This window comes from Priestia iocasae (assembly GCF_016909075.1).
In the GTDB taxonomy this organism is placed as follows: domain Bacteria; phylum Bacillota; class Bacilli; order Bacillales; family Bacillaceae_H; genus Priestia; species Priestia iocasae.
The window spans coordinates 674,209-700,529 of sequence record NZ_JAFBFC010000001.1 but is presented as its reverse complement, the minus strand read 5'-3'; the positions used below and the strand labels follow the sequence as shown (position 1 = coordinate 700,529).

30 protein-coding genes are annotated in these 26,321 nt (G+C 36.0%); all 30 read right to left on the bottom strand.

Annotated elements, in window-relative coordinates:
• Positions 1-33 precede the first annotated feature (33 nt).
• A complete protein-coding gene (gene flhB / locus JOC83_RS03570; protein WP_205183840.1) occupies positions 34-1,116 on the bottom strand; it encodes a flagellar biosynthesis protein FlhB in 1,083 nt (360 codons plus the stop codon).
• Positions 1,117-1,118: 2 nt separating this feature from the next.
• Entirely contained in the window at positions 1,119-1,895 is a 777-nt protein-coding gene (fliR, locus tag JOC83_RS03565; protein ID WP_205183838.1) for a flagellar biosynthetic protein FliR, read from the bottom strand.
• A gap of 3 nt (positions 1,896-1,898) precedes the next feature.
• A complete protein-coding gene (fliQ, locus tag JOC83_RS03560; RefSeq protein ID WP_205183836.1) occupies positions 1,899-2,168 on the bottom strand; it encodes a flagellar biosynthesis protein FliQ in 270 nt (89 codons plus the stop codon).
• A 13-nt stretch (positions 2,169-2,181) separates the two neighbouring features.
• Positions 2,182-2,847, bottom strand: a complete 666-nt coding sequence (fliP, locus tag JOC83_RS03555; protein WP_205183834.1) for a flagellar type III secretion system pore protein FliP — start codon at positions 2,845-2,847, stop codon at positions 2,182-2,184.
• Positions 2,840-3,484: a flagellar biosynthetic protein FliO gene (locus JOC83_RS03550; RefSeq protein ID WP_205183831.1), complete on the bottom strand. Its 645-nt coding sequence runs from the start codon at positions 3,482-3,484 to the stop codon at positions 2,840-2,842. The genes fliP and JOC83_RS03550 overlap by 8 nt, the downstream gene beginning before the upstream one ends.
• A gap of 38 nt (positions 3,485-3,522) precedes the next feature.
• Complete coding sequence (locus JOC83_RS03545) at positions 3,523-3,885, bottom strand: response regulator (RefSeq protein WP_205183829.1); 363 nt, start codon at positions 3,883-3,885, stop codon at positions 3,523-3,525.
• 23 nt (positions 3,886-3,908) lie between these two features.
• Complete coding sequence (fliY, locus tag JOC83_RS03540) at positions 3,909-5,105, bottom strand: flagellar motor switch phosphatase FliY (protein ID WP_239583282.1); 1,197 nt, start codon at positions 5,103-5,105, stop codon at positions 3,909-3,911.
• Positions 5,095-6,096, bottom strand: coding sequence for a flagellar motor switch protein FliM (gene fliM / locus JOC83_RS03535; RefSeq protein ID WP_205183825.1), 1,002 nt, complete (start codon positions 6,094-6,096; stop codon positions 5,095-5,097). Before fliM ends, fliY begins: the two co-directional genes overlap by 11 nt.
• A 32-nt stretch (positions 6,097-6,128) precedes the next feature.
• Positions 6,129-6,557, bottom strand: coding sequence for a flagellar basal body-associated protein FliL (gene fliL, locus JOC83_RS03530; RefSeq protein ID WP_205183823.1), 429 nt, complete (start codon positions 6,555-6,557; stop codon positions 6,129-6,131).
• 4 nt (positions 6,558-6,561) lie between these two features.
• Entirely contained in the window at positions 6,562-6,771 is a 210-nt protein-coding gene (locus JOC83_RS03525) for a flagellar FlbD family protein (protein WP_205183820.1), read from the bottom strand.
• Between the two features lie 58 nt (positions 6,772-6,829).
• Positions 6,830-7,687 (bottom strand): flagellar basal body rod protein FlgG, encoded by an 858-nt coding sequence (flgG, locus tag JOC83_RS03520; protein WP_205183818.1) that lies wholly within the window; start codon positions 7,685-7,687, stop codon positions 6,830-6,832.
• Positions 7,688-7,715: 28 nt separating this feature from the next.
• Positions 7,716-8,354, bottom strand: a complete 639-nt coding sequence (gene flgD, locus JOC83_RS03515; protein WP_205183814.1) for a flagellar hook assembly protein FlgD — start codon at positions 8,352-8,354, stop codon at positions 7,716-7,718.
• Between the two features lie 10 nt (positions 8,355-8,364).
• Positions 8,365-9,570, bottom strand: coding sequence for a flagellar hook-length control protein FliK (locus JOC83_RS20250; protein ID WP_205183810.1), 1,206 nt, complete (start codon positions 9,568-9,570; stop codon positions 8,365-8,367).
• A 14-nt stretch (positions 9,571-9,584) separates the two neighbouring features.
• Positions 9,585-10,184, bottom strand: a complete 600-nt coding sequence (locus JOC83_RS03505; protein ID WP_205183808.1) for a MotE family protein — start codon at positions 10,182-10,184, stop codon at positions 9,585-9,587.
• A 7-nt stretch (positions 10,185-10,191) separates the two neighbouring features.
• The gene (fliJ, locus tag JOC83_RS03500) at positions 10,192-10,635 is read right to left on the bottom strand and encodes a flagellar export protein FliJ (RefSeq protein ID WP_205183806.1); all 444 of its coding nucleotides are present in this window, start codon (positions 10,633-10,635) and stop codon (positions 10,192-10,194) included.
• Positions 10,636-10,637: 2 nt separating this feature from the next.
• A complete protein-coding gene (fliI, locus tag JOC83_RS03495; protein WP_205183804.1) occupies positions 10,638-11,963 on the bottom strand; it encodes a flagellar protein export ATPase FliI in 1,326 nt (441 codons plus the stop codon).
• Positions 11,941-12,729 (bottom strand): flagellar assembly protein FliH, encoded by a 789-nt coding sequence (fliH, locus tag JOC83_RS03490; protein WP_205183802.1) that lies wholly within the window; start codon positions 12,727-12,729, stop codon positions 11,941-11,943. The genes fliI and fliH overlap by 23 nt, the downstream gene beginning before the upstream one ends.
• Positions 12,722-13,741 carry a flagellar motor switch protein FliG gene (fliG, locus tag JOC83_RS03485; RefSeq protein WP_205183800.1) on the bottom strand — a complete coding sequence of 340 codons (1,020 nt, stop codon included), beginning with the start codon at positions 13,739-13,741 and terminating at the stop codon, positions 12,722-12,724. The genes fliH and fliG overlap by 8 nt, the downstream gene beginning before the upstream one ends.
• Before the next feature lie 13 nt (positions 13,742-13,754).
• Positions 13,755-15,350 carry a flagellar basal-body MS-ring/collar protein FliF gene (gene fliF, locus JOC83_RS03480; RefSeq protein ID WP_205183797.1) on the bottom strand — a complete coding sequence of 532 codons (1,596 nt, stop codon included), beginning with the start codon at positions 15,348-15,350 and terminating at the stop codon, positions 13,755-13,757.
• A gap of 73 nt (positions 15,351-15,423) precedes the next feature.
• Positions 15,424-15,702 carry a flagellar hook-basal body complex protein FliE gene (gene fliE, locus JOC83_RS03475; protein ID WP_239583356.1) on the bottom strand — a complete coding sequence of 93 codons (279 nt, stop codon included), beginning with the start codon at positions 15,700-15,702 and terminating at the stop codon, positions 15,424-15,426.
• Positions 15,703-15,737: 35 nt separating this feature from the next.
• A complete protein-coding gene (gene flgC / locus JOC83_RS03470; RefSeq protein WP_205183793.1) occupies positions 15,738-16,181 on the bottom strand; it encodes a flagellar basal body rod protein FlgC in 444 nt (147 codons plus the stop codon).
• 2 nt (positions 16,182-16,183) lie between these two features.
• Positions 16,184-16,579 (bottom strand): flagellar basal body rod protein FlgB, encoded by a 396-nt coding sequence (gene flgB / locus JOC83_RS03465; RefSeq protein ID WP_205183790.1) that lies wholly within the window; start codon positions 16,577-16,579, stop codon positions 16,184-16,186.
• 481 nt (positions 16,580-17,060) lie between these two features.
• Entirely contained in the window at positions 17,061-17,840 is a 780-nt protein-coding gene (gene codY / locus JOC83_RS03460; RefSeq protein WP_205183787.1) for a GTP-sensing pleiotropic transcriptional regulator CodY, read from the bottom strand.
• A 27-nt stretch (positions 17,841-17,867) separates the two neighbouring features.
• Positions 17,868-19,268 (bottom strand): HslU--HslV peptidase ATPase subunit, encoded by a 1,401-nt coding sequence (hslU, locus tag JOC83_RS03455; protein WP_205183784.1) that lies wholly within the window; start codon positions 19,266-19,268, stop codon positions 17,868-17,870.
• Positions 19,269-19,283: 15 nt separating this feature from the next.
• Positions 19,284-19,826, bottom strand: coding sequence for an ATP-dependent protease subunit HslV (hslV, locus tag JOC83_RS03450; protein ID WP_205183781.1), 543 nt, complete (start codon positions 19,824-19,826; stop codon positions 19,284-19,286).
• Between the two features lie 15 nt (positions 19,827-19,841).
• On the bottom strand, positions 19,842-20,726 hold the full coding sequence (gene xerC / locus JOC83_RS03445) for a tyrosine recombinase XerC (RefSeq protein WP_205184799.1): 885 nt from the start codon (positions 20,724-20,726) through the stop codon (positions 19,842-19,844).
• 83 nt (positions 20,727-20,809) lie between these two features.
• Positions 20,810-22,114, bottom strand: coding sequence for an FADH(2)-oxidizing methylenetetrahydrofolate--tRNA-(uracil(54)-C(5))-methyltransferase TrmFO (gene trmFO / locus JOC83_RS03440; protein ID WP_205183778.1), 1,305 nt, complete (start codon positions 22,112-22,114; stop codon positions 20,810-20,812).
• A 78-nt stretch (positions 22,115-22,192) separates the two neighbouring features.
• Positions 22,193-24,268, bottom strand: coding sequence for a type I DNA topoisomerase (gene topA, locus JOC83_RS03435; RefSeq protein ID WP_205183776.1), 2,076 nt, complete (start codon positions 24,266-24,268; stop codon positions 22,193-22,195).
• Positions 24,269-24,386: 118 nt separating this feature from the next.
• Positions 24,387-25,259: a DNA-processing protein DprA gene (dprA, locus tag JOC83_RS03430; protein ID WP_205183773.1), complete on the bottom strand. Its 873-nt coding sequence runs from the start codon at positions 25,257-25,259 to the stop codon at positions 24,387-24,389.
• Positions 25,260-25,414: 155 nt separating this feature from the next.
• The gene (gene sucD, locus JOC83_RS03425) at positions 25,415-26,317 is read right to left on the bottom strand and encodes a succinate--CoA ligase subunit alpha (protein ID WP_205183762.1); all 903 of its coding nucleotides are present in this window, start codon (positions 26,315-26,317) and stop codon (positions 25,415-25,417) included.
• Positions 26,318-26,321 lie beyond the last annotated feature (4 nt).

Sequence of the window (26,321 nt, the reverse complement as noted above, 5' to 3'; positions counted from 1 at the left end):
TTCTCTCCTTATAAAAACCCGTTAAGATAACATCTATCGTTTGTTTTTCAATTTATATACGTAAGCTAAAATTTCAGCAATTGCTTTAAAGAATTCTTCGGGGACAGCATCTCCGACTTTTGTTTGATTATAAAGTGCTCTAGCTAATGGGCGATTTTCAATCATGGTAACATCGTGATTAGAGGCAACTGCCTTTATTTTCTGGGCAATATAGTCTACCCCACTAGCTACTACATATGGTGCGTCCATTTTGCTCTCATCATATTTTAAAGCAATGGCATAATGAGTTGGGTTAGTAATAACGACATCTGCTTTCGGAACCTCTTGCATCATTCTCGACATAGCCATTTCTCTTTGTTTTTGCTTAATTTTAGATTTAATCAGCGGATCTCCTTCAATGTTTTTATGTTCATCTTTTATATCTTGCTTTGACATACGGATATTCTTTTCGAAATCGTATTTTTGGTACATATAATCAAGCGTAGACAAAAATAGGAGAACAAGAGCTCCGGCAAGACCCATCTGAAAAATCAGCTTCGCTAACAAAGATAATCCTTCTCCTAAACTTGTTTGAGATAGCAATAAGACTTCATCAAGATTTAGCCAAAGAATTGCAAACGTTACGACACCAATGCATATAATTTTTAAACTAGATTTTAATAACTCAACAATTGCGCGAATAGAAAAGATACGTTTTGCTCCTGATATTGGATTAATTTTCTCTAACTTCGGCTGAATGGCTTCTGTTGAAAACAAAAATCCGATTTGCATATAGTTAGCTGCAATTGCACCTATTAGCGCAACTAACATAATAGGTCCAATTGCAGTTACCATCTTTGGTAACAGTTCGAACAAAACCATAAATACATTGTTTTCTGTTACATCTACTAGTAAATAGGACTGAAAGGTGTGCTTCATCATTAAAGTAATTTGCTTTAACGCAAAGCTTCCTCCAAACCATAAATATAAGAAAACAATTAACAGTACAATCGCTGTACTGACATCTTGACTTTTAGCTACTTGTCCTTTTTTTCGAGAATCTTGACGCTTTTTAGGTGTGGCCTTTTCTGTTTTTTCACCTGCAAAATATTGCAAATCTAAGCGAACAAGCAACATCACTACATTCCTCCTAAAATTGCAATGATATTGCGCATTGCTTCTAACATTTCCTCGAAAATTCCTTGCATCACATAAATGAAGCTTGCCATTACAACAATTAACAGTGCAAATGTCACTAAAATCTTAAGCGGAAAACCTACAACAAAAATATTTAACTGAGGCACCGTTCTTGCTACAATTCCTAACGCTACATCTACAAGTAATAAAGAGCCAACAATAGGCAATGACATTTGTACGGCAATTAAAAACATGGTTGCAAACGTTTTGATTGCCTGCTTAACAAACGCTTCACTTCCAACAGGAAAAAACAATTCATTAATGGCCACTACTTGATAACTATAATAGATTCCTTCTATTAACAGATGATGACCGTTCGTTGCTAATAAAACCAAAAGTGCAATCACATATAAATACTGTCCTAGCAATGGACTTTGCGCTCCTGTTTGAGGATCAATAACATTTGCTATTGCAAATCCCATTTGAAAGTCAATTAATCCACCTGCTACCTGAATAGCCATAATAATCATGTACGCAGTTAGTCCAATCATAAGTCCAACCATACATTCTTTTAGTACTAACAATACGAATGATCCATCTAAAACAAGGTTAGGCGTTTCAAACGTTGACACCGCTAAAATTGATAACGCAGCAGCTAAACCGATTTTATGTGTTGCAGGTATTGTGCGATAAGAAAAAAGAGGGACGGTTAAAACAAAGGATGTCATTCGAACAAACGTTAGCAAAAAAGTTGGATAAGCGAGTAACAATTGTTCCATCATCTACCCCACATAGTTGTGCAAGTTTGCAAAAATTTCATACGTAAAAGCCATCATTCTTGATAACATCCATGGTCCAAAGAAAACAATCCCTACTAGTACTGCTACAATTTTAGGAATAAAAGCGAGCGTTTGCTCTTGAATTTGTGTTGTAGCTTGAAAAATACTAACAGCTAATCCCACAACAAGCGCCAATAAGAGTAATGGCCCACAAACAATTAATACTGTATAAATCCCTTTTTCCGCTAACGAAATAATAAATTGTGAATCCATAATCCCTCACCTATTAAAAACTTAGTAGTAACGACTTAATGACTAGATTCCATCCATCTACTAATACAAACAATAATATCTTAAAAGGCAATGAAATCATGACTGGTGGGAGCATCATCATCCCCATCGACATCAGTACACTGGCCACAATCATGTCAATGACTAAGAATGGAATAAAAATCATAAAACCGATTTGAAATGCTGTTTTAATTTCACTTATTGCAAAAGCAGGAACAAGAGCTGTTAAAGGAATATCCTCTATTGAGCTTGGCTTGTCTATTTGTGCGTAACCTAGAAATAGTGATAAATCTTTTTGGCGAGTATGGTTACTCATAAACTCTTTAATTGGCAAAGCAGCTTGTCCGTATGCTTCTTCTAAACTAATTTCTTCATTAAATAATGGTTGAAGCGCTTGTTCATTTATTTCAGAAAAGGTTGGTGCCATAATAAAAAACGTTAAAAACAATGCAAGTCCAATGATGACTTGATTAGGTGGCATTTGCTGTGTCCCTAATGATGTGCGAACAAATGATAATACAATGACAATTCTTGTAAAGCACGTCATCAAAATCAAAATACCGGGAGCAAGCGATAAAACCGTTAATAAGAGTAATAATTTAATAGAGGTGGACACATTTTCAGGATTACTCGTATTAAAAATCTCAATCATTTCATTCATGTTGCTGCTTATCCCTTTCTAACTCATGTAGCGCTTTTTTACGTGCCACAGCCATTTCATTCATTTCCTTTTTAAAAAGTTGTTGAAAATTCGTATTATCATTTATTGGCTGCTTTCTTCTTTTCCATTTTTCAATCATATGAGGAAGAGCCATTTGAATTTCAGTTTGATTGGATTGTGATTGCTCATATTTTTGCATAATCGTTTCTTTTTCATCACCTGAAAGCTGTGACAAGAGTTGAACATTTTCCCCTACACCTAATACGAATACTTGATCTCCTACTTTAACAACTTGTACAGATTTATTACTACCTAAATTTGCACCACCAAGATTTTGGACAATTTTATTTGACTGTAGCAAGTGAGTCCGCTTATTTAAAAACTTTAACAGCACAAACAGCAAGGCTATGACAAATAAAAAAGCAAAAATCATCTTTAAGAAATCCCAACTTGAGATTGTTGTGGACTCATTTTTTACTGACTCTCCATTTTCATTTGGAACATTGGTATCTTTGCATTTCGTTGGATTCTCCATACACTCTGTTACAGAGGGCTGACCTTGCTCCGCGTAAACGGAAAAAGACGGAGCAAGAATCATAAAAATGAGAAGAACAACATATAGACTTTTTTGTAACAAAGCAGTCTCACCCTCTTATTCTATTCCTTCAGTCATGATTAACCGATTGATTTTGAAATTGCTTCTAGCACGCGATCAGCTTGAAATGGTTTAACAATAAAATCTTTTGCTCCAGCTTGGATTGCGTCGATAACCATTGCTTGTTGTCCCATTGCTGAACACATAATAACTTTTGCATCACCATTAATCTTTTTGATTTCTTTTAATGCTGTAATTCCATCCATTTCTGGCATTGTAATATCCATTGTAACTAAATCTGGCTTATGTTCTTTGTATAATTCAATAGCCTGCGCTCCATCGGCTGCTTCAGCTACTACTTCATATCCATTTTTAGATAAAATATCTTTGATCATCATACGCATAAATGCTGCATCATCTACGATTAAAATTCTTTTTGACATAATTAATTTCCCCCTATAATTCCTTAGCTTAATTTATTTATTCGGTCGCGTTGACTCACAATATCTGTTACACGCACACCAAAGTTTTCTTCGATTACCACTACTTCACCTTTTGCAATAAGCTTATTGTTAATTAAAATATCTACAGGTTCACCCGCTAATTTATCTAATTCAACAATAGAACCAGAAGATAACTCTAAAATATCTTTCACTGTTCGTCTTGTACGACCGAGTTCAACAGTTACTTGTAATGGTATATCAAGTAACATGTCTAGATTACGTGTTTCAGGCTCTGGTACGTTTGCAGAGTCAAAACTCGAAAAGGCTGCAGGCTGTACATTAACAGGTTGAGGTTTCGGTGCCTTTGCAGCCGGTTGCTGAGGTTTTGATTGCGCATATGATGGTTCTTCATACTTGGCCATTGAAACAGATTCGTTAGCCTTTGGCATTTCAGACTGAGCTATGCTTTCTTCTTTTACAGGTGGTGATGTGTAAGTTGGCTCAGATATATCCGCTCCATTACTTGAATCACTCGGTAATAATTCACTTACTAAACTACGAGCAAATGGTAGTGATAGTAATTGCATAATATTTGAGTCGATTAAATCACCAACTTTTAACTTAAACGACACTTTGATGAGTATATCGTCATCCGGTAGTAAATCAGTTCCTTCATATTGAATAATGTCTAAGATATCTAGATTCGGTGGTGAGATATCTACTTTTTTATTAAAGATTGTTGACATTGAAGTAGCTGCCGACCCCATCATTTGATTCATTGCTTCTTGAACAGCACTTAATTGAATTTCATTCATCATCTCAGGAGGATTAATTCCATTACCTCCAAGCATTAAGTCAGCAATAATAGCAGCATCACTTTGTTTAATAACAAGTAAGTTTGTACCGGAGATACCGACTGTATATTGCACTTCTACTGCAACATATGGATTTGGAAACTCTGCTTCTAATTCACTTTTTTGTACAACAGAAATATCTGGTGTTGTAATATCGACTTTTTGATTTAATAACAAAGAAAGTGCTGTAGCTGAGCTTCCAAATGAAATGTTCCCAATTTCACCAATTGTATCTTTTTCCATTTCTGAAAAATAATCATCAATGACTAGCTTTTTTGTTTGCTGCTGATTATCAAGGTCATCATCTAGACTTGCCCCTTTTAATAGGGCATCAATCTCTTCTTGAGACAACATATCACCATTCATCGTCCTGTTCCCCCCTTTTGAATTCATCAAGTATTTGCACGGCTAGTTTCTTTTTAGATTTTCCTGGCTGAGCCAAGAACTTTGGTAACTCCCCTACTTTTACAATAAGAGGTTCATTAATCTCTTGATCTAATCGAATAACATCTCCAATATCTAGCGCTAAGAAATCTTGAATAGAAATATTCGTCGTACCAAGTTCAGCTATTACTGGAACTTCCGCAACATGAATTCGTTTTTTTAACTGTTTTATCTCATTTTCATTTGGTGCTTTTTTTGTTGACTGCATCCAATAATGAACAGATAGCTTAGGTAAAATTGGTTCAAGCGTAACATGTGGTATACAAATATTGATCATTCCTGTTGCTTCACCAATTTGTGTATTTAAAGAAATAACAACCACTGTTTCATTTGGAGCAATCATTTGTAAGAACTGTGTATTCACTTCAAAATCAGCGAGTATAGGATCAATTTGCGTAAGGCTACTCCAGGCCTCTTGCATACTTTCTAACGTATAATAAAAAATATTTTGCAACAGCTTCGTTTCAATCTCTGTTAAGTTTTCAATCTTATTAATTCCTTCACCCTTACCACCAAGTAATCGATCTAGCATTGCATACGCAACATTAGGATTTACCTCCATGATCACTCTTCCTTCAAGTGGAGGAACTTCGATGACATTCAACAAAGTCATTTTAGGCACAGACCGAATAAATTCTTCATATGGAATTTGATCCACAGAAGCAACATTTAATTGAACTACCGTGCGAAGTTTTGCCGAGAATAAAGTTGTTAATAAGCGTGCATAGTTTTCATGTAACCTTGTCAAGCTTCGAATTTGATCTTTTGAAAATCGTAACGCTCGCTTGAAATCATACGTTTTTACACGTTTCTTATTTTCTTCAATCTTCAGTTCCTCTGCATCCATTTCTCCGGTAGATAATGCTGATAGCAACGCATCTATTTCATTCTGTGACAAAACATCATCAGCCAAATGTTTCACCTCCTACAACCAGCACATTTGCTTTACTGAAGTACTTTAGATGTTGTATAAATTTTAATAACCTTTCCTTCTTGCATTAATTGATTAAGTTGAGCTTTTAAGTTTGTTTCTAACTTTTTTAGCCCTTCTTTTCCTTCAAAATCTTCTGCCTTCATATCAGAAAGCTCTTTGATAATAATATCTTTAGCTTGAAATTCACGCTTTTGTAACTCTTCTGCAGCCTTTTTGTTATTGGTTTGAATTTTAAACGAAATTCGCACAAAATGATTACTAACTAAATTTGTTGTGACATCATTAATATCGACTGATGATTCAAGTACTTCATCAATGGATGGTTCTGTCTGAACTGGCTCATCTTTCGATTTCATAATAACAACGACTGCAACTGCACCAACTAACGTTAATACTAGCAAGATAATAAACATCATATTTACTAGCTTATTTTTAAACAATGTGCTATACCTCCATATCTTGCTGTAAACCTAACACATTAATTTTACGGTAAAAGGCTACAACGTGTTTCTCAACCTCACTAATCGTTTCTTTTACAACGAGCTTCTTACCATTCGTTAGTGTAATTGTAGTATCAGGAAAAGCTTCAACTTGCTCTATGTATAGTGCATTTAAGGTAAACGTTTTTCCATTTAATCTTGTTAAAATTACCATAGGTTAGCAGAGATTCAAAGAGTAGCTCTCTGAATCTCCTCCCTCCTAATCTGTTAAGTTATCGTTTTAGATTAACTAACTCCTGTAAAATCTCATCAGACGTAGTAATGATTCGCGTATTTGCTTGAAAACCACGCTGAGCAACAATCATTTCCGTAAACTCTTCTGAAAGATCAACGTTTGACATCTCTAGCGTTCCTGCAACAATCGTACCTGTTCCCCCAGTGCTCGGTGCATTCATCACTGGATTTCCTGAGTTAGTTGTGTTTTTGAACAAATTGTTACCACTTTTACTAAGTCCATCATTGTTCGCAAACTTCGCAATCGCAATCGTTCCTGCTGTTTGCAACGTTCCTGTATTATTAATAAAGGTAACTTTTCCATCTGCCCCTATACTAAAGCTTTTTGCATTAGTTGGGATTTGAATTCGACTTACATTGGTTGAATTCGCAGTATCAGTTATAGTGCCACTTGGTGTTCCAGTTCCGGTTGCACCTAGTACATAATAACCATCTGCATTGACCATATATCCTTGTTGATCTAGATAGAAGTTACCTGCTCGCGTGTACCCTTCTACCGTTGCTGGAGTACCTGTACCTGTTCCGACTACAAACAATCCATCTCCTGAAATGGCTAAATCAAGAGGTCTTGCCGTTGTTTGTAAGCTTCCTGTCGTATGAATCGTATCGACCGCAGCAAGCTGTGAGCCTAAGCCTATTTGTTTTGGGTTTGTTCCTCCAATGTTAGCTCCTGGAGCACTTGCTCCTGCGATTTGCTGACTCACTAAATCCTTGAAAATGGTTCTTCCTTTTTTAAAGCCGTAGGTGTTTACGTTTGAGATATTATTACCGATTACATCAAGCTTCGTTTGAAAATTTTTCATTCCACTAATTCCTGAGTACATTGAACGTAACATAATTGCTCCTCCTCATATCAAGGTTTTATTATTCACTAATTTTAGTGATTTGCTGCAAAGTGATGGTTGATTGCTTTTCATCTTTCAACTTAAATGTAGCTGCTCCATCTTTAAATAAGACCGAGCTGACAACTGCTGTTTGCTCAATACCTTCATGATCAATCCATGTTACTTTTTTATTAATAAGACCACTTGCTTGAATCATATACTGATCACTAAATGAGTCATATACATTAGAAATATTAGCAGGCTCAAGCTCTGTTCCATCCATAAGCTTGAATGATACATTATCTCCTTTGTAGTGAATAGACGTAACCGTTCCTTTACCCTCTTGTACGTTTACAGTGCCATCTTCTTCCTCAATTACTTTATGCCATGTAACAGCTTTTCCAACGAACTGTTGATATTGAATAAGCGCTGACTGACTTTGTTGATTGGCCATCTTTTCAAAATTCTGGCTCATATTTGTCATTTGCTCAAGTGTTGAAAATTGTGCCATCTGAGCAATGAAATCTTTATCTTCTAGCGGATTCATTGGATCTTGATTTTGCAATTGCGTCATTAAAATCTTCAAAAAGTCATCCTTACCAAGCACATCCGTACCAGTCTTTCGAGCAGGTTGTTGGTAGTTTTTCAAAAACAGATTAGAATCAATAGTATTTGACATATGCTCCCACCTAAATGTTGTAATTTATTAGCACATCCGCCAATGCATCCTTAAATTCAGCTTCTTCTTTCACTTCTGCCTCTTCAGGTTCCTGCTGGTGAGAAGGTTGCTTTTCATTCTCTCTTTGTCCTTTTCCATCATTTATCATGGCTCGTTCAAACAGATGAGGTTGTTGTTGAATGTCAATTTTATCAATTTGAATTTGCTGATTAACAAACGCTTGCTTTAATGCTTGAATTTGCCCATCTAATAGCTCTTTTGCTTGAGCTGTTGAAGCAACCATACGAGCAGTGAATTGATTGCCTTGTTTAATTAATTCTATTTGCAATGAACCTAAGTGCTCTGGAAATAACTTAATTAACAATCGTGATTGTTGATCATTTTGTATGAAAGAAGCTTTCGATAACAGTCGTTGCATTTGTTTCATTAGTTGAGCTGAATCTAGCTCTGTCTCGTTTGAGGTTTGATTTAAATGTAAGACTAATTGTTGTGTTTTTGCCATCTCACCATTTACAAACGAAGGTGCTTCGATCTCTTGTCGATTTGAAAAAGAATGTAGGTGTAAAGCTACCTGTTGCCCTTTTGGTATTTCACTTCTCGTAAATAAAGGGTTTCCTAAGCTTGGTTCAACTTGTTTTTTATCTCCAAATAATAAAGGGACATTCATCATTTCTTTTTGTCCTTCTTTGCTTGCTACTTCTTTTTGAAATATCGTTAAAATGTTTTTAGCAGCTTCTAATAAAGAAGATATGTCACTTTTGGATAATTCACTACTTAACACTACTCGATTTGCATGTAAGCCTTGTACTAAACTTTGTAATTTGGTTATTTGATCGTTTACAGGCTGTATATTCTTTTCTAAGAGAGGAATTGTAGTGATAATCATTTCCATGACCTCTAAAGCTTGTAGTAATTCACGCTCATTTTCTTCAAATTCTATTAAATTAAATTCTGCTGAAGCCTCTGTAAGGAAGCTTGTTTCTTCTATTGATAGATTGCTATTAAAGTTCAGATGATTTTCAATCAATTCTATTAGTTCATTCACTTCAGGATGCTTTTGCTTTGGATTGAAGACATTAAGCATCTCCATGTCCGTTTTGTTTAAGGACGATAGCAACTGAAACAAATCACCAAAAGATGTATTTGATTCACCTGACTTACTCGTATCAGAAGTTTCCTGTATCCTTTGATTGGTTGGTAATATACTTACATTCACCACAACTTCCTCCATTATTGCGAGTCTTCTGAGCTTTGTACTAATAAGTTAGTGTACTTAGCAGCTATTTCTGGCGGCATTTTTTCTAATATAGATGACCTTGTTTTACTCTTTAAATGACTAAGTAGAAGCATGGCTTGTTCTTCGTCTAACTCTGCTACAATTAATGCTGCTCGTTTCGGTGTCATCTCTTCATATGTAGAGATAAGATCTGTCATTTCTACTTCTTTATTTGCTCGTTGCTCTTGCATATCATCAAGTTCTTCTTGTAAGTCACGGATTTCAATTTGAAGTTCATCATTTTTACGCCCCATCATCGCTACTTGCTCTTCGTAAGATTGGATAGCTTCCTCTTTATCCTTTAACTCAGATTGTAGAGACTGAACTTGCTGCTGCTGTTCTTTCACACTTCTTTTTTGGTTTTCTTCCGTCTCTTCAGTAAAAGCTTCAGATTTTACTATTTCCATTACTTTAGTAGTTACATCTACTCCAGCTACGGTTAACACAGCAAACAAGATTGCGATTGTAAACAAAATCGGAATAAAAACAAGCAAAAAAAAGATTTGGATTTTACTATATTCTTTTTCTTCTACTTTATTTGTCTCTTTACTCATACTTCACCTAATTTCCTTTCAGCATATATTGCTGAATTGAAACTTCATCCATGTGTTTCATTTCTAGCTCATTTTGCATCTGTACATATCGGTGATAATCTTTACCTTTAATTTTTTCAAATTTCTTTACTTCTAGGTTTTTCTCACGTAATTTCGCTTCTTTTACATACATATTTTGTCTTGCAATCATAACTTCTCTCTGTAAATTCAAAATTGCTTTTTCGATATTTTCTAAAAACAGCTGAAAATTTTTCACTTCCGTGATTGGTAAACCACTAATCATTTTGCTTGCTTGCTGTTCTATGAGCTGTTCTTTTTGCTTTAATTTGTCATAAAGCTGTTGACCAATCCGTTCAAATTCTTTCATTGACTCATGATACTCAGCACGTATTCGATCTTGTTCGTTCTCTCTAACAGCCATAACTTTGGCAAATTTAAATTGGTATGCCATCTTTACTCACCTTTCCCAACTAACTGCTCTAACTTGTCAATACTGTGTATAAGAGGTGCTTTTTCACTAGTGCTTTGCTTTAAAAATGAAAGAATAGAAGGATACTGTTCAATCGATTGATCAATTTCGATAGACGAGCCTTTTTTATATGCTCCAATATTAATTAAATCTTCCGAGTCAATATACGTAGCTAGTAATTCCCTTAACTTTTCAGCAGCTGTTTTATGAGAAGGTGATACAATATGATTCATGACACGACTAACACTTCTTAGGATATTAATCGCAGGATATTGTCCTTTATTAGCGATGGCTCGATCTAATACAATATGTCCATCAATGATTCCTCGTACTGTATCGGCAATCGGCTCATTCATGTCATCCCCGTCCACTAACACAGTATAAAAAGCCGTGATTGAACCTAGATGATTTGTTCCTGTCCGCTCTAATAGACGAGGTAATATAGCAAAGACAGAGGGTGTATATCCTTTGGTTGTAGGTGGTTCACCCACTGCTAGACCAACTTCACGTTGAGCCATTGCAATACGCGTTACAGAATCCATCATAAACATGACATTTAACCCTTGATCTCTGAAATATTCAGCAATAGCTGTCGCTGTGTATGCTGCTTTTATGCGAAAGAGAGCTGGTTGATCAGATGTCGCAACGACTACAACAGACTTTTTCAATCCTTCTTCACCTAAATCTCGTTCGATAAATTCCCGCACTTCACGACCACGTTCCCCAATTAAAGCAATGACATTTAAGTCAGCATTTGTGTTGCGTGCAATCATACCAAGCAGCGTACTTTTACCAACACCACTCCCTGCAAATATACCTACACGCTGACCTTTTCCAACAGTCAATAAACTATCTATAGCTCGCACTCCTACTTCGATAGGCTCAGCAATTGGTGGCCTACTTAACGGGTTAGGAGGATTTTGATCCGTACCTACAGAGGCTAAACCAGCCGGTAACTTTGTATCATCCAAAGGATTTCCTAATGAATCTAGCACTTTTCCTAATAGTCCATATCCAACTTTAATCTCTAAAGGTTTCCCTGTTGCCTCTACAATACAACCTGGTGCTATATCTCGAATTGATGTATAAGGCATCAAAATAACATGTTCGTCTCTAAAACCAACTACTTCTGCCTGAATCTTCTTTGTATCAGTATGGCGATGATGAGCCACATGTATATAACAAACATCACCAATTGATGCACGCGGGCCTTTTGACTCGATCATTAAGCCAACAACACGATTCACTTTTCCATATCTTTTAAACGATGAGATATGTTGAATTTCACTAATTAATTGTTCCACCCTCACTATTCATTTCCCCCATTAAAAGTTCTGCTAATTTTTCTTTTAGTTCACTTAATTGACTGTCAATCGATACGTCAATTCGTCCAAAAGCAGATTCAATCATGCAACTGTGGGTGTGAAGTTCTTCATCAACATAAATAAATAGTGTTGCCTCTCCATTTAATAATGAAAGCAATTGCTCTTTTTGCTCGTGTACCATTTTATAATGAGAAGGTGAAACAAAAATTTGTATTTCTTTTTCGTCTCGAACCTCTTTAATTGCTTTTTTTATAATAGAAAGGAAGGTTGATTGATCTGACTCAAGTTGTTGACCAATAATTTTTTCAGCAAGTGTGAAACCTAACTGAAAAATCACTTCCTCTGATTGTTGAAGGTATTGGTAATAAGCATCTTTTGATTGATTTACAATCTCATTCGCCTCTCTAAGCATTGTGTCATAGTGCGAATACCCTTCCTGCTTACCTTGCTCCATCCCATCTTCGTACCCTTGCTTTTTAGCTTCTTGCTCTAATATGAACCTTTCTTCATTCCACTGCTGTCGCTCTATCTCTATTTGTCTTCTTGCCTCGATTACAAGACCCTCTGCTTGTTCTTGAAGTGCCTTGGCTTTTACCTTCGCATCTTGAATAATTTGTTCAGCAGTCTCTTCTTGAAATGTCACATCTTTATTTAGTTCTGAAGTGTTCTCTAAGTAAAAAGGTTTAATTTGAATTTGCTTTTCAGATTGTGTTTCACGCTCTGTATATAAGGATTTGATGACGTTAGACAATAATATCATCTCCTCCACCACGTGCGATGACAATCTCTCCAGCGTCTTCTAACCTTCTAATAACTCCTACGATTCGAGATTGTGCTTCTTCAACATCTTTTAAGCGAACAGGACCGGTAAATTCCATTTCCTCTTTAAATGTTTCAGACATTCTCTTCGACATATTACGGAAGATGATTTCTTTTACTTCTTCACTTGCAACTTTTAGACTTAGTAATAAATCTTCATTTTCCACATCACGAATTACACGCTGAATAGAACGGTTATCAAGCACTACGATATCTTCAAACACAAACATTCTCTTCTTAATTTCTTCCGCTAATTCAGGATTCTGAATTTCAAGCGTATCTAATATAATCTTCTCGGTCGAACGATCTACTCCATTTAGGACTTCCACCACTGTCTCAATGCCACCTGTTTGTGTGTAATCTTGGGTTACAGTTGTAGAAAGCTTTCGTTCTAAAATTTGCTCGACTTCATTAATTACATCAGGAGATGTACTATCCATCATTGCAATGCGTCGCGCTATATCAGCTTGCTGCTCTTGAGGCAATGAAGATAAAATTTGTCCAGCTTGTGCAGAATCTAAATAAGATAAAATAAGTGCAATCGTTTGTGGATGTTCATGCTGAATAAAATTAAAGAGTTGCATTGGGTCTGCTTTGCGTGCAAAGTCAAACGGACGTACTTGCAACGATGATGTTAAGCGATTAATAATAAGCATCGCCTGCTCAACACCTAGTGCTTTCTCTAATACTTCTTTTGCATATCCAATGCCACCTTGCTCGATATAATTCTGAGCCATCACAATTTGTTCAAACTCTTCTAATACATCTGCTTTTAGCTCTGGCTCTATTTTTCTCATTGTTGAAATTTCAAGTGTAAGTCTCTCAATTTCCTCTTCACTTAAATATTTATAAACAGAGGCGGATACATCTGGTCCAAGTGAAATTAAAAGAACGGCTGCCTTTTGCTTTCCTGTTAATTCACCTTTTTGAAATGATTTTGCCACTTACTTTCCCCCCTCAATCCTCGGAGATCCACGTACGCATTAACTTTGCAAATTCCTCTGGCTGTTCTTTAGCCATAAGTTCAAGTCTTTGGCGTCTTTTTTGTTCATCTGTTAACGGCTTTTTAGTTTCCAACTTATTAATCTCTAACTCTTCTACATATTCATCAAACTCTTCATCTATACCATCGCTTTGATTCCTGGACTTTCTAACTAATAAAATAATTAAAATAACGATAACTAGGAGTAATGCACCAGCCGCTATATAAGCCCAAAGAGGAATACCTGCTTGTTCACTTTGAGGAATAACTGTTTTTCCATAGAACGGCTGAACAGATACCATGACTTTATCCTCAATTTCTTGTTCTGTTAACTCTGGCTCTGTGCCGTCTTGTTGAATGGTTGTTCGAACAATCGTGCCTAGTAATTGCTGAATATCTTCCACCCGTTCCTCTGGTAATGTATTTGGATTATCTGGAGTAGGAGGTTCTACCATTACTTGGATTCCTAAGTCTCTTACCTTATACGGACTTTCCACAATTTCTTTTCGAATGCGATTCACATCATTATTAATTCGCTCTTCTACCTTCTCATAATCACCATTTTCTCCTACGCCTGCTTCAGCGTAATTAGGTGTATCTTCTTCTCCTGTTCCTACGGATCCACCTACTTGTGAACCATTACCTGAGAACGTTTCAGTAATACGTTCAACACTTACAGCGATACCTTCCATGTTTTCTTCATCAACTGGCACTACTAAATTCTCTTCTCGGTTTTCTTTGGTGAAATCTACATCAGCTGTCACAGATACCACGACCTTATCGTGTCCCATCATTGTACCCAGCATTTTTTGTACTTGCCTTTGAATATCACGCTCTATTTCTTTTTTCATGCCATGTTGCATGACAAAAGAACCAGAATCGTTTATAATTTCATTATTGTTTAAGTCGAAATACTCAAAATTCTGATTCATAATGACGATATTCTCAGTAGGTAGGTTGGGTACACTTTTTGAAGCTAAGTGATAGAGTGATTTAATTTGACTTTGATCAAATTGATACCCAGGCTTTGTGTTCAGGACAATAGATGCAGAAGCTTGTTCAGCTTGATCTTTTACCCAAACGCTTTCTTGAGGAAGTGTAATCATGACATTTGCATCATTTACACCTTCTATATTTTTAATTAAATTAGCAAGCTCGGTTTGCATAGCATCAAGCTTTAGCACATTAAATTCATTATCAGTCATTCCAAAACCAGCATTGTTACTAAAAAAAGAATAATCAATACTTCCGCTATTTGGAATACCTTGAGCTGCTAAATCTACTTTAAGAGAATCGACTGACTGTTCAGGTACAGAAATTGTCGTACCACTTTGTGAAATTTCCGATTTAATTCCTCTTACATCTAACTCGGCTTTAATTTGGCCAGTTTCTTGAGGTGATAAATTACTATAAAGTGGAACTAACTTTTCTGTACTAGCAAAAAATGAAACGAGTCCAATGATCAAAAAGACAGCAAGAATTCCTCCCACCATTGAGAACTTTTGGAATTTAGATCGTTCAGTCCAAAATGCTTTTGTTTTTTCTTTAAATATTGCTAATCGTTCGTTCATTATCTTCCTCCGGTTATTGCTACTTTTCTGTCTATAAACATAACCGCTTTAGAGCTGTATCATTGTTTACTTATTAAATTGGCATTCTCATTATCTCTTGATACGCTTCCACAGCTTTATTGCGAATTTCTATTGTCGTTTGAAGCTGAATACTGGCTTTCTGTGAGGCAATCATTACTTCATGTAGATCAATTGATTCTCCTCTAACTAACTTTTCAGTTGCCGCATCCGACGTATTCTGTGATTCATTAAGTTTATGAATTGAATCACTTAAAAAATTTGAGAATTGTTTATTTACATTACCTGCCGAAACAGTTTGTGTTTTATGTACTTGAGAACTAGTTACAGGCATCTGATTTGTAATTGAATTAATCAACCTTGTTCACCTTACTTTCCTATTTCAAGTGTTTTCGTAAGCATATTTTTTGTTGAGTTAAAAACCGTTATGTTAGCTTCATATGAACGTGTAGCACTAATTAAATCTGACATTTCTTTTAATGGGTCAACATTCGGCATTTGAACATACCCTTGTTCATCAGCATCTGGATGCTGTGGGTTATAAACAAGTTTAAAGGGTGTTTTATCTTCCTTTATGCTTGTTACTTTTACACCACTTCCTACCGAGTTTAATGCTCCTTGAAACATAGATGAAAAAGATTCACCTTTAGGACTCATCGTAACCATTTGACGACGATAAGGCTCCCATTCTCCATCTATATTCTTCGCTCTTGTTGTATCCACATTTGCCATATTTGCAGCGATAACATCCATGCGAAGTCTTTGAGCAGTAAGTCCTGAAGCAGTTGTATTCATACTATGGAAAATAGTCAACTTTACTTACCTCCCTGTAAAACCGTTCTAAGGGAATTAAATTTCCCATTTAATCGCTCAACTAACGCTTCATAGTAAATTTGGTTTTTGGCCATCTCTGACATTTCTTTATCCATATCCACACCATTACCATTTGGGTGGTAAGACATGTCTTTTCTCACATGTATACTTACTCCATTATGTGATGAACTAGTAAATTTATAATGTCTATAATCTGTTCGATTCGCTTCAATTGATTCACTTACTGCATCATTCAATACAGACTTGAATGATACATCTTTAGCCTTATAACCATTTGTATCCACATTAGCTATATTTTGCGAGATAACCTTTTGCTTCTCGTTAGCATAGTTCAAACCCATTTCAAGAGATCGAATTGTTTTTGAAAATAATTCCACTTGTATCCCTCATTTTTTAAATAATTGAAAAGATTTCGTAAATTTTCTGACAAATTTCGACTTTATTGTTCAATAAATCATATTGTAAGGAAAACAGATGGAAATGTCTATGTATTTTAACCATTTTTCACTAATATATCTAAATCTTATCAGTTAATTTACATTATTCATTATTCTAAACATTTGATGTATAGTTCCATTTTCGATTATATACAACTAAAAAACTTCTTCTCTGTAATAAATGTCATATACATTTAACATAATTCATATCAAAGATATTGTAAATATCCCAATTTATAACAATTTACATTTTTAGGTTTTTTATTGACATTTACTATTATTTACTTTAATAAAATAATTTTACAAATTCAAAAATGGTTATTTTGACTTATATCTTATTGACTATTCAACTATAAAAAATTTTTTTGAAATAGATAAAATAAAAAAAAATCCTAGAAGATTGTATCTTCTAGGATTTTTTTTAGTTAGATTTTAGCTTTGCAAGCTCAACTAAAAACTTATCATTTAAAACTTTAATATATGTTCCTTTCATTCCTAAAGAACGAGATTCAATGACACCAGCACTTTCAAGCTTACGTAATGCATTTACAATAACAGAACGAGTAATACCAACACGGTCTGCAATTTTACTTGCTACTAATAAACCTTCGTTACCATTTAATTCTTCAAAAATATGCTCAATTGCTTCTAACTCACTGTATGATAAAGAGCTAATAGCCATTTGTACAACTGCTTTACTACGAGCCTCTTCTTCAATCTCTTCGGCTTTTTCACGTAAAATTTCCATTCCTACAACCGTTGCACCGTATTCAGCTAGAATAAGGTCATCATCTTCAAATTGACGATCTAAACGTGCTAGAATTAATGTCCCTAATCGTTCGCCACCACCAATGATCGGAACAATAGTTGTTAAACCAGCTTTAAATAATTCTTTGTTTTCTACTGGAAATGCAGTATACTCACTATCTACATCTAAGTTTGAAGATGTTTCGTTAATGTTAAATAAGTTTTTTGTATATTCTTCCGGGAACTGGCGTGCTTCAAGCATGCTCTTCATACGTTCATTTTCGATTTGTTGTTTAATTGCAATTCCTAATAGCTTACCTCGACGGCTTACAACGAATGTGTTTGCTTCAATTACTTCGCACAACGTTTCTGCCATCTCTTTAAAGTTTACTGGTTTACCAGCTGCTCTTTGTAACATTGCATTAATCTTTCTTGTTTTATTCAATAACTCCATTACTGTTCCTCCTGATACTTCTGTTTTCTATAAAATGAATTGACTTAAATCTTTGTTATTTGCAATTTTCCCTAGCTTTTCTTCTACATACTGAGGAGTAATCACAATTTTCTCTAATGTAATATCCGGCGCTTCAAAAGATAGATCTTCAAGTAATCTCTCTAAAATGGTATGAAGTCTTCGAGCACCAATGTTATCCGTATCTTGGTTCACATGAAAAGCAACTTCTGCAATCTTACGTATAGCATCGTCTGAAAATTCAATTTGTATACCTTCAGTTTCCAATAGCGCTTTATATTGCTTTAAAAGTGCATTATCAGGTTCTGTTAGAATTCTCACAAAGTCTTCTACAGTTAGCTTTGTTAACTCTACGCGGATTGGAAAGCGGCCTTGCAACTCCGGAATTAAATCAGATGGCTTTGAAAGATGGAACGCTCCCGCTGCAACAAATAACACATGATCTGTTTTAACAGCTCCATGCTTTGTGACAACTGTTGATCCTTCAACAATTGGGAGAATATCGCGCTGCACACCTTCTCTTGATACATCAGCTGAAGAACCACCAGAATTTTTACGCGCAATTTTATCAATCTCATCAATAAAGATTATTCCATATTGCTCCGCACGATTTACTGCCTCTGTCGTTACCTCATCCATATCAATTAGCTTTTGTGCTTCTTCATTTGTTAGTACTTTACGTGCATCACGCACCGTTAGTTTACGTTTCTTTTTCTTTTTCGGCATAAGACTGCCAAGGGCATCTTGCATATTCATTCCCATTTGTTCCATACCCGACCCTTGTAACATATCAAACATAGAAGGTTGCTGCTCTTCTACTTCAATCGTTACATAATGATCTTCTAGTTCCCCTAAAGCTAGTTTATGTGCCATTTGCTTTCTTTTAGCTTCCATCGTTTGATCTTCCGTCTGCTCTGTTTGCGTATGCTCACCTTGAGCATTATTTGAGAATAGCATTTCAAACGGATTTTTAAATGATTGCTGTTTTTTATTACCTGGCACAAGAAGTTCAACAAGACGGATGTTTGCATTTTCTTTTGCTTTGTCTTGCACTTCATGAATCTTCTCTTCTTTTACTAGGCGAACCGATGTTTCAACAAGATCGCGAACCATTGATTCTACATCACGTCCAACATAACCAACTTCGGTGAATTTTGTTGCCTCTACTTTAATGAAAGGTGCACCTACAAGCTTTGCTAATCTTCTTGCGATTTCTGTTTTTCCAACACCTGTTGGACCAATCATTAAAATGTTTTTAGGCACAACTTCATCACGCAGTTGCTCCGTAAGCTTACTACGTCGATAACGATTTCGAAGCGCTACCGCAACAGCTTTCTTAGCTTGGGTTTGGCCAATGATATATTGATCAAGCTTTTCAACAATTTGTCGAGGCGTTAAATGAGAATTCATCAATAAATCCCCTTTCTACAATTCTTCCACAATAATCTGTTCATTCGTATATACGCAAATTTCACTTGCAACTGTTAATGCTGCTTTTGCAATTTCTTTTGCTGTTAAATGAGCACCTGCATGTTGCTTTAATGCACGACCTGCTGACAGAGCATAATTACCTCCAGAGCCGATCGCTAAAATGCCATCATCAGGCTCAATGACTTCACCAGTACCTGAAACCAGTAGCAAATGCTCTTTATTCATAATAATAAGCATTGCTTCTAAGCGACGTAATACTTTATCGCTTCGCCATTCTTTTGCTAACTCAACTGCTGCACGTTGTAAATTCCCGTTATACTCTTCAAGTTTACTTTCAAACATTTCAAATAGTGTAAAAGCATCGGCTACTGAACCAGCAAATCCAGCTAATACTTGGCCTTGAAATAAACGTCTTACTTTTCTTGCTGTATGCTTCATCACGACAGCATTCCCAAACGTTACTTGGCCGTCTCCTGCCATTGCACATTCTCCATTATGATGCACTGCAAAAATAGTAGTAGCATGAAAGTTCGACAATGTAATCTCTCCTTTTTACGCACGAGGATGGTGATTCATATAAACAGCTTTAAGACGATCTTTCGTTACATGAGTATAAATCTGAGTTGTCGATAAATGCTCATGTCCTAGTAGCTCTTGTACTGTTCGAAGATCTGCCCCTTCATTTAGTAAGTGTGTTGCAAACGTATGTCGGAACATGTGTGGAGTAATATGTATGTTCTCTGCTGTTTGTTTAACAAGCTTATCAAGAATAAGACGAATACCTCTTGCTGTTAACGCTGTTCCTCGATGATTTAAAAACAATGCATTTGTATGTGACTGTGATTTTTGTAGCAAGTGTATACGTCCTTCATTTATGTAAGTTTGCAATGCTATTTTTGCATAACTTCCAAAAGGTACATATCGCTGTTTATTTCTCTTTCCTGTTACTAAAATTGTTTGCGCAGAAAAGTCAATATCAGCAAGCTTAATCGCAACACACTCGCTTACTCGAATACCAGTTGCATACATTAACTCAACAATCGCTTGATTTCGTTGACCCATTGGCGTTGAGACATCACATACTTGAAACAATGCCTCCATTTCCTCTTGATATAAAAAGCGAGGATTTTTGTGTTCTTTTTTAGGTAACGATACTAGTGCAAATGGATTTTCACTAACGAACTCTTCACGATGTAAGTAGCGATAAAAGCTACGTAACGTAGATATTTTCCTCGCAATTGAGCGTTTTGCATACTGTTTTTTATGCAATGTCGTTAAAAAGTTTCTTGCATCTGCATATGTAACTTCATTCAAACTTTGGATGTTTTCTGCAGTTAAAAAGTCAATAAAAATTTGAATATCTTTTTCATAGCAAACAACTGTATATTGTGAATAGTTTTTTTCAATTTGTAAATATTCTAGAAAGGAATTTAACATGTTTGTTACAAATCCCACTCTTATCACCTCACAAGGGCTACTAAATATTATCACAATTTAGTAGCCCTTGCAAACAATTTCATTTATTTTTTTATAAAATTCTGAATTGTTTCTAATGCTCTTTTTGCATGAGCTTCATTTCGCTCTTGCTTACTCTTAATCTTTACTTCTAAGTCTTTAAATAAACCAAAATTGGCATTCATTGGTTGGAAATTTTTTGCGTTTGTATGTGTAATATAGTGAGCCATGCTACCAATTGCCGTTTCTTGTGGTAATACCGCTAACTCTTCTCCTAATACTAAACGAGCAGCGTTCATTCCTGCCATTAAACCACTCGCCGCTGACTCCACATATCCTTCTACTCCTGTCATTTGTCCTGCAAAGAATAAATCATCGCGATCGCAGTATTGATAAGTTGGTTTTAACAATTTAGGAGAGTTAATAAATGTGTTACGATGCATAACACCATAGCGGACGACTTCCGCATTTTCTAAACCTGGAATTAAGCGGAGTACCTCTTTTTGTGCTCCCCATTTTAAATGTGTTTGGAACCCTACAATATTATATAATGTACCCGCTGCATCATCTTGACGAAGTTGAACAACGGCATATGGTCTTTTTCCTGTCTTTGGGTCTTCTAATCCAACTGGCTTTAATGGACCGAATAACATCGTTTTCTTACCACGCTGAGCCATAACCTCAATTGGCATACAACCCTCAAAATAAATTTCCTTTTCAAATTCTTTTAATGGTACAGTTTCAGCAGAGATTAACGCTTCATAAAATGTATTAAACTCTTCTTCTGTCATTGGACAGTTTAAATACGCAGCTTCACCTTTATCATAGCGAGATTTTAAATATACTTTATCCATATCAATGCTATCTTTTTCCAGAATTGGAGCAGCAGCATCATAGAAGTAAAGGTAATCTTCACCCGTTAATGAGCGAAGTTGCTCTGAAAGTGCTTGTGACGTTAACGGTCCTGTCGCAATAACCGTTGGCCCTTCTGGAATTTCCGTGATTTCTTCATTAATAACTGTTACGTTTGGATGGTTTTTCACACTTTCTGTTACATGTGCCGCAAATTCATGACGATCTACTGCTAGCGCCCCACCAGCTGGAACTGAACATGCATCAGCAGCCTTAATGATAACAGAGTCTAAGTGTCTCATTTCTTCTTTTAACACACCAACAGCATTCGTTAGTGTATTTGCTCGTAATGAGTTACTGCATACTAGTTCTGCAAACTTATCTGTATGATGTGCAGGCGTTTGTTTCACTGGTCGCATTTCATATAAGCGAACCTTTACACCACGCTTAGCAATTTGCCACGCCGCTTCACTTCCAGCAAGTCCTGCTCCAATGACATTTACTACCTGTTCTTTCATTATATAGCCTCCAGTTTTTAATGCTTGTCTATCTTATCAAGACATATAAAGAGGTGAGCAAACGATATGCTCACCATTTTATCCTTGTGGTTCTTCTTTATAGTCGCAACCTGTACAAGTAACTTGGGTACCTTTCTTTTGTTTCTTTTCTACTAACAAGCTTTCACACTTCGGACATTTCCTTGCAATCGGCTTATCCCAAGAAACAAAGTCACAACTTGGAAAACGGTCACATCCATAAAACATTCGCTTCTTTTTCGACTTCCGCTCTACGATGTTACCTTCTTCACATTTAGGACATTTTACACCAATCTCTTTTACAATTGGTTTTGTATTGCGACAGTCTGGAAAATTTGAACATGCCATAAATTTTCCGTAACGTCCCATTTTAAAGACCATGGGTGATCCACACTCTTCACAATCTTCTCCTGCAGGTTCATCTTTAATTTCTACTTCTTTCATCTCTTTTTCTGCTTTTTCAAGACGGGTTTCGAAGTCTTTGTAGAAATCATCAATAACCTTTATCCATTCTACTTGACCATCCTCGATATCATCAAGACTTGTTTCCATTTTTGCAGTGAATTCTACATCGATAATTTCTGGAAAGAATTCCAGAATTAGCTCTAATACAATCTCACCAAGCTCTGTAGGAACAAAACGTTTGTTGTCTAAAGCAACATACCCTCTTTTTTGAACTGTGTCAAGAGTAGGAGCATATGTAGACGGCCTGCCAATACCAAGCTCTTCCAATGTTTTAACAAGTCTAGCCTCCGTGTATCGTGGAGGTGGTTGAGTAAAATGTTGTTTCGGTTCAATGTCTTTAGAGTAAGCGGTTTCGCCTTCTTCTAGGTTCGGTAACATGTTTTCTTTTTCCTCTACCTGATCATCGCTACCTTCCACATACACTTTCATAAACCCTGGAAATTTCACTTTGGATCCATTTGCACGGAAAACAACATCAGAATTATTTAAGTCTACTGACATTGTATCCATAATGGCTGGAGCCATTTGACTTGCCACAAAACGTTCCCAAACTAGCTTATACAAACGATATTGATCTCTTGATAAATATTCTTTAATTTCATTCGGCTTACGCATTGTACCTGTTGGGCGAATGGCCTCATGAGCATCTTGAGATTTTGCACTCTTTTTTTCTTTTCTCTTCTCGTTCATGCCATACTCTTTACCAAACGCATTTACAATGTATTCATTTGCTTCTAATTGCGCTGTCTCTGAAATTCGAGTAGAGTCTGTACGCATATACGTAATCAAACCAACTGTACCTTCTTTACCAAGGTCAATTCCTTCATATAATTGCTGTGCAATCATCATCGTCTTTTTCGCTCTAAAGTTAAGCTTTCTGGCAGCTTCTTGTTGCAACGATGATGTTGTAAAAGGAGGAGCTGGGTTACGTTTACGCTCTTTTTTCGTTACTTTCGTAATCGAAAATTCATTACCTTCGACGTTTTTAAGAATACGTTGAACATCTTCTTCATTCGAAAGGTCTACTTTCTTTCCTTTATACTCAATTAAACTTCCTTCAAATTGATCATTATCTTTTTGGAAAGAAGCGTTCACAGTCCAATACTCTTGGGGTTCAAAGCTCGCTATTTCTTGTTCACGCTCAATAATTAAACGAACAGCTACAGTTTGTACTCGACCAGCACTTAGACCTTTTTTTACCTTTTTCCATAACAATGGACTCATGTTATAACCAACAAGACGGTCAAGTATACGACGAGCTTGCTGAGCATCTACTAAGTCCATATTAATTGCACGTGGATGTTTAAATGACTCTTTAATGGCATCTTTTGTAATCTCATTAAATACCACTCTGCAATCAGATGTAACATCTATATCTAGACTATGTGCTAAATGCCAGGCGATTGCTTCCCCTTCACGGTCTGGATCGGCTGCTAAATAGATTTTCTTTGCTTTCTTAGCAGCTGTCTTTAACTCTTTTAATACTGGGCCTTTTCCTCTAATCGTAATGTACTTAGGTTCAAATTCATGTTCAATGTCAATGCCCATTTGGCTTTTTGGTAAATCTCGAACATGGCCCATTGATGCTTTTACTTTATACTTTTTTCCTAAATAACGTTCAATTGTCTTTGCCTTTGCTGGCGACTCTACAATAACTAGGTAGTCAGACATCTATTTGTTCCTCCTCAAGAGGTAAAATAAAATCTTCATTATTATTAAATATTCTCATACAATTTGTCAAACTCGAATTAATAAATTGTTATTGACTATTTTATTTACTTTTATTCATTTATAACTCTTCACGTATATCTTCAGCCGTTAAAATAAGTTTGGCTCCTAATTGAATGAGCCTATTTGTTCCTCGTGATGTTTCGTCAAATATAGACCCAGGTATAGCGAATACTTCACGTCCTTGTTGTAGGGCTTGATCAGCTGTAATAAAGGAACCGCTACGCTCTTTTGCTTGGACTACCACTGTTCCTAATGTTAGACCACTTATAATTCGATTACGCATTGGAAAATACCACTTTTGCGGTTTAAATGTGGGTGGGTATTCTGACAGCAATAAGTGTTGATCAGCTATTAGCTTGGCTAAGGATTTATTCTTACTTGGATAAATATTATAAATTCCACTACCCAAAACGGCAATTGTCCTGCTTTTTGCCCCAATAGCTAACTCATGAGCAATTGTATCAATACCTTCTGCTAAACCGCTAACAATCAGCCAATCTTTTTTCAAAAGAGGATCTATAACAGCTTTTAACGCATCATGACCATATGAAGTCGGATGACGAGTTCCTACTACACTGATTACTTTCTTATATTTTAATAGAGATTGATCTCCTTTGGCATATAAAACCCAAGGCGGATCGTAAATATTTCGCAGAAGCTCCGGATAACAGTTATCAAAAATTGTTATGCAGTGAATTTGTTCCGCTTCATAATTATCTAGAATAGCTTGTATTGGAATAGTTTGCAAATCTTTTTTTAAGCGATTTGCTCGTTCTTGAGAGAAGGAGAAAAGATTTTGGAAGTCTTTAGAGGAATATTGATACAAATTTTCTAATGAAGGATCGTATTGAAATAGCGTATAAATGGCTTTCCATGTCATATAAGGGCAATGTGTTAAATGAATAAGTTTTGTTTTTATTTCAAGATCCATTATAAACCTCCTATCAAATTTAAAGCCTTGTATTTCTATCTTTTCAACCGAGACTTTTTTCTTACTAGGTGAAGGTTAATTAGCTAGGGATTTTACATAAACTTAAAGACAGCACAAAATAGCCCCCAGTAATGGAGACTATTTTGTTCAACTTTTTAGTGTGTTTTACACTTTTCATAAAGGTCTTTTTCTTTTAAAACGGAAATAAGCGTTTGTCCCATAACAGATGGTGTTTCTGCTACTTTAATTCCACACTCATTCATCGTTTTAATCTTTTCTGCTGCTGTGCCTTTACCACCTGAAATAATTGCTCCAGCATGACCCATGCGTTTTCCTGGAGGTGCTGTTTGACCACCAATGAATCCTACAACAGGCTTTGTCATATTGGCTTTTACCCACTCAGCTGCTTCTTCTTCTGCCGTTCCACCAATCTCACCGATCATGATAACAGCATATGTGTCTTCATCTTCATTGAATGCTTTTAATACATCAATAAAGTTAGTCCCGTTTACTGGGTCTCCACCAATACCAACAGCTGTAGATTGACCAATACCAGCTTCTGATAATTGATGAACAGCTTCATACGTTAATGTACCAGAACGTGATACAACGCCAACATGACCCTTCTTATGAATATAACCAGGCATGATACCAATTTTACATTCTTCTGGTGTGATAACACCCGGGCAGTTTGGACCTACTAAGCGTGTACGTTTTCCTTCCATGTAACGCTTTACTTTTACCATATCTAAAACAGGAATACCTTCTGTGATACAAATAACAAGATCTAAATCAGCATCTACCGCTTCCATAATTGCATCTGCCGCAAATGCAGGTGGCACGTAAACAACAGACGCATTCGCACCTGTTTGAGCTTTTGCATCTGTTACTGTATCAAATACAGGTACACCTTCTACCTCTGTTCCACCTTTACCAGGAGTTACACCACCTACGATTTTTGTACCGTACTCAAGCATTTGTGTTGTATGAAATAAACCTACTCCACCTGTAATTCCTTGTACAATGACCTTTGTGTCTTTATTAATAAATACGCTCATTCCT

Bases quoted from the DNA above. Each gene is read 5' to 3' on its own strand.
- xerC (WP_205184799.1), bottom strand. From the start codon at position 20,726: ATGTTAAATTCCTTTCTAGAATATTTACAAATTGAAAAAAACTATTCA.
- hslU (WP_205183784.1), bottom strand. From the start codon at position 19,268: ATGAATTCTCATTTAACGCCTCGACAAATTGTTGAAAAGCTTGATCAA.
- codY (WP_205183787.1), bottom strand. From the start codon at position 17,840: ATGGAGTTATTGAATAAAACAAGAAAGATTAATGCAATGTTACAAAGA.
- flgD (WP_205183814.1), bottom strand. From the start codon at position 8,354: ATGTCAAATACTATTGATTCTAATCTGTTTTTGAAAAACTACCAACAA.
- sucD (WP_205183762.1), bottom strand. From the start codon at position 26,317: ATGAGCGTATTTATTAATAAAGACACAAAGGTCATTGTACAAGGAATT.
- flhB (WP_205183840.1), bottom strand. From the start codon at position 1,116: ATGTTGCTTGTTCGCTTAGATTTGCAATATTTTGCAGGTGAAAAAACA.
- flgG (WP_205183818.1), bottom strand. From the start codon at position 7,687: ATGTTACGTTCAATGTACTCAGGAATTAGTGGAATGAAAAATTTTCAA.
- JOC83_RS03545 (WP_205183829.1), bottom strand. From the start codon at position 3,885: ATGTCAAAAAGAATTTTAATCGTAGATGATGCAGCATTTATGCGTATG.
- dprA (WP_205183773.1), bottom strand. From the start codon at position 25,259: ATGGATCTTGAAATAAAAACAAAACTTATTCATTTAACACATTGCCCT.
- fliJ (WP_205183806.1), bottom strand. From the start codon at position 10,635: ATGGCATACCAATTTAAATTTGCCAAAGTTATGGCTGTTAGAGAGAAC.
- fliR (WP_205183838.1), bottom strand. From the start codon at position 1,895: ATGGAACAATTGTTACTCGCTTATCCAACTTTTTTGCTAACGTTTGTT.
- JOC83_RS03505 (WP_205183808.1), bottom strand. From the start codon at position 10,184: ATGAGTAAAGAGACAAATAAAGTAGAAGAAAAAGAATATAGTAAAATC.
- fliQ (WP_205183836.1), bottom strand. From the start codon at position 2,168: ATGGATTCACAATTTATTATTTCGTTAGCGGAAAAAGGGATTTATACA.
- trmFO (WP_205183778.1), bottom strand. From the start codon at position 22,114: ATGAAAGAACAGGTAGTAAATGTCATTGGAGCAGGACTTGCTGGAAGT.
- fliP (WP_205183834.1), bottom strand. From the start codon at position 2,847: ATGAATGAAATGATTGAGATTTTTAATACGAGTAATCCTGAAAATGTG.
- fliE (WP_239583356.1), bottom strand. From the start codon at position 15,702: ATGCCTGTAACTAGTTCTCAAGTACATAAAACACAAACTGTTTCGGCA.
- topA (WP_205183776.1), bottom strand. From the start codon at position 24,268: ATGTCTGACTACCTAGTTATTGTAGAGTCGCCAGCAAAGGCAAAGACA.
- JOC83_RS03525 (WP_205183820.1), bottom strand. From the start codon at position 6,771: ATGGTAATTTTAACAAGATTAAATGGAAAAACGTTTACCTTAAATGCA.
- fliY (WP_239583282.1), bottom strand. From the start codon at position 5,105: ATGAATGGTGATATGTTGTCTCAAGAAGAGATTGATGCCCTATTAAAA.
- fliF (WP_205183797.1), bottom strand. From the start codon at position 15,350: ATGAACGAACGATTAGCAATATTTAAAGAAAAAACAAAAGCATTTTGG.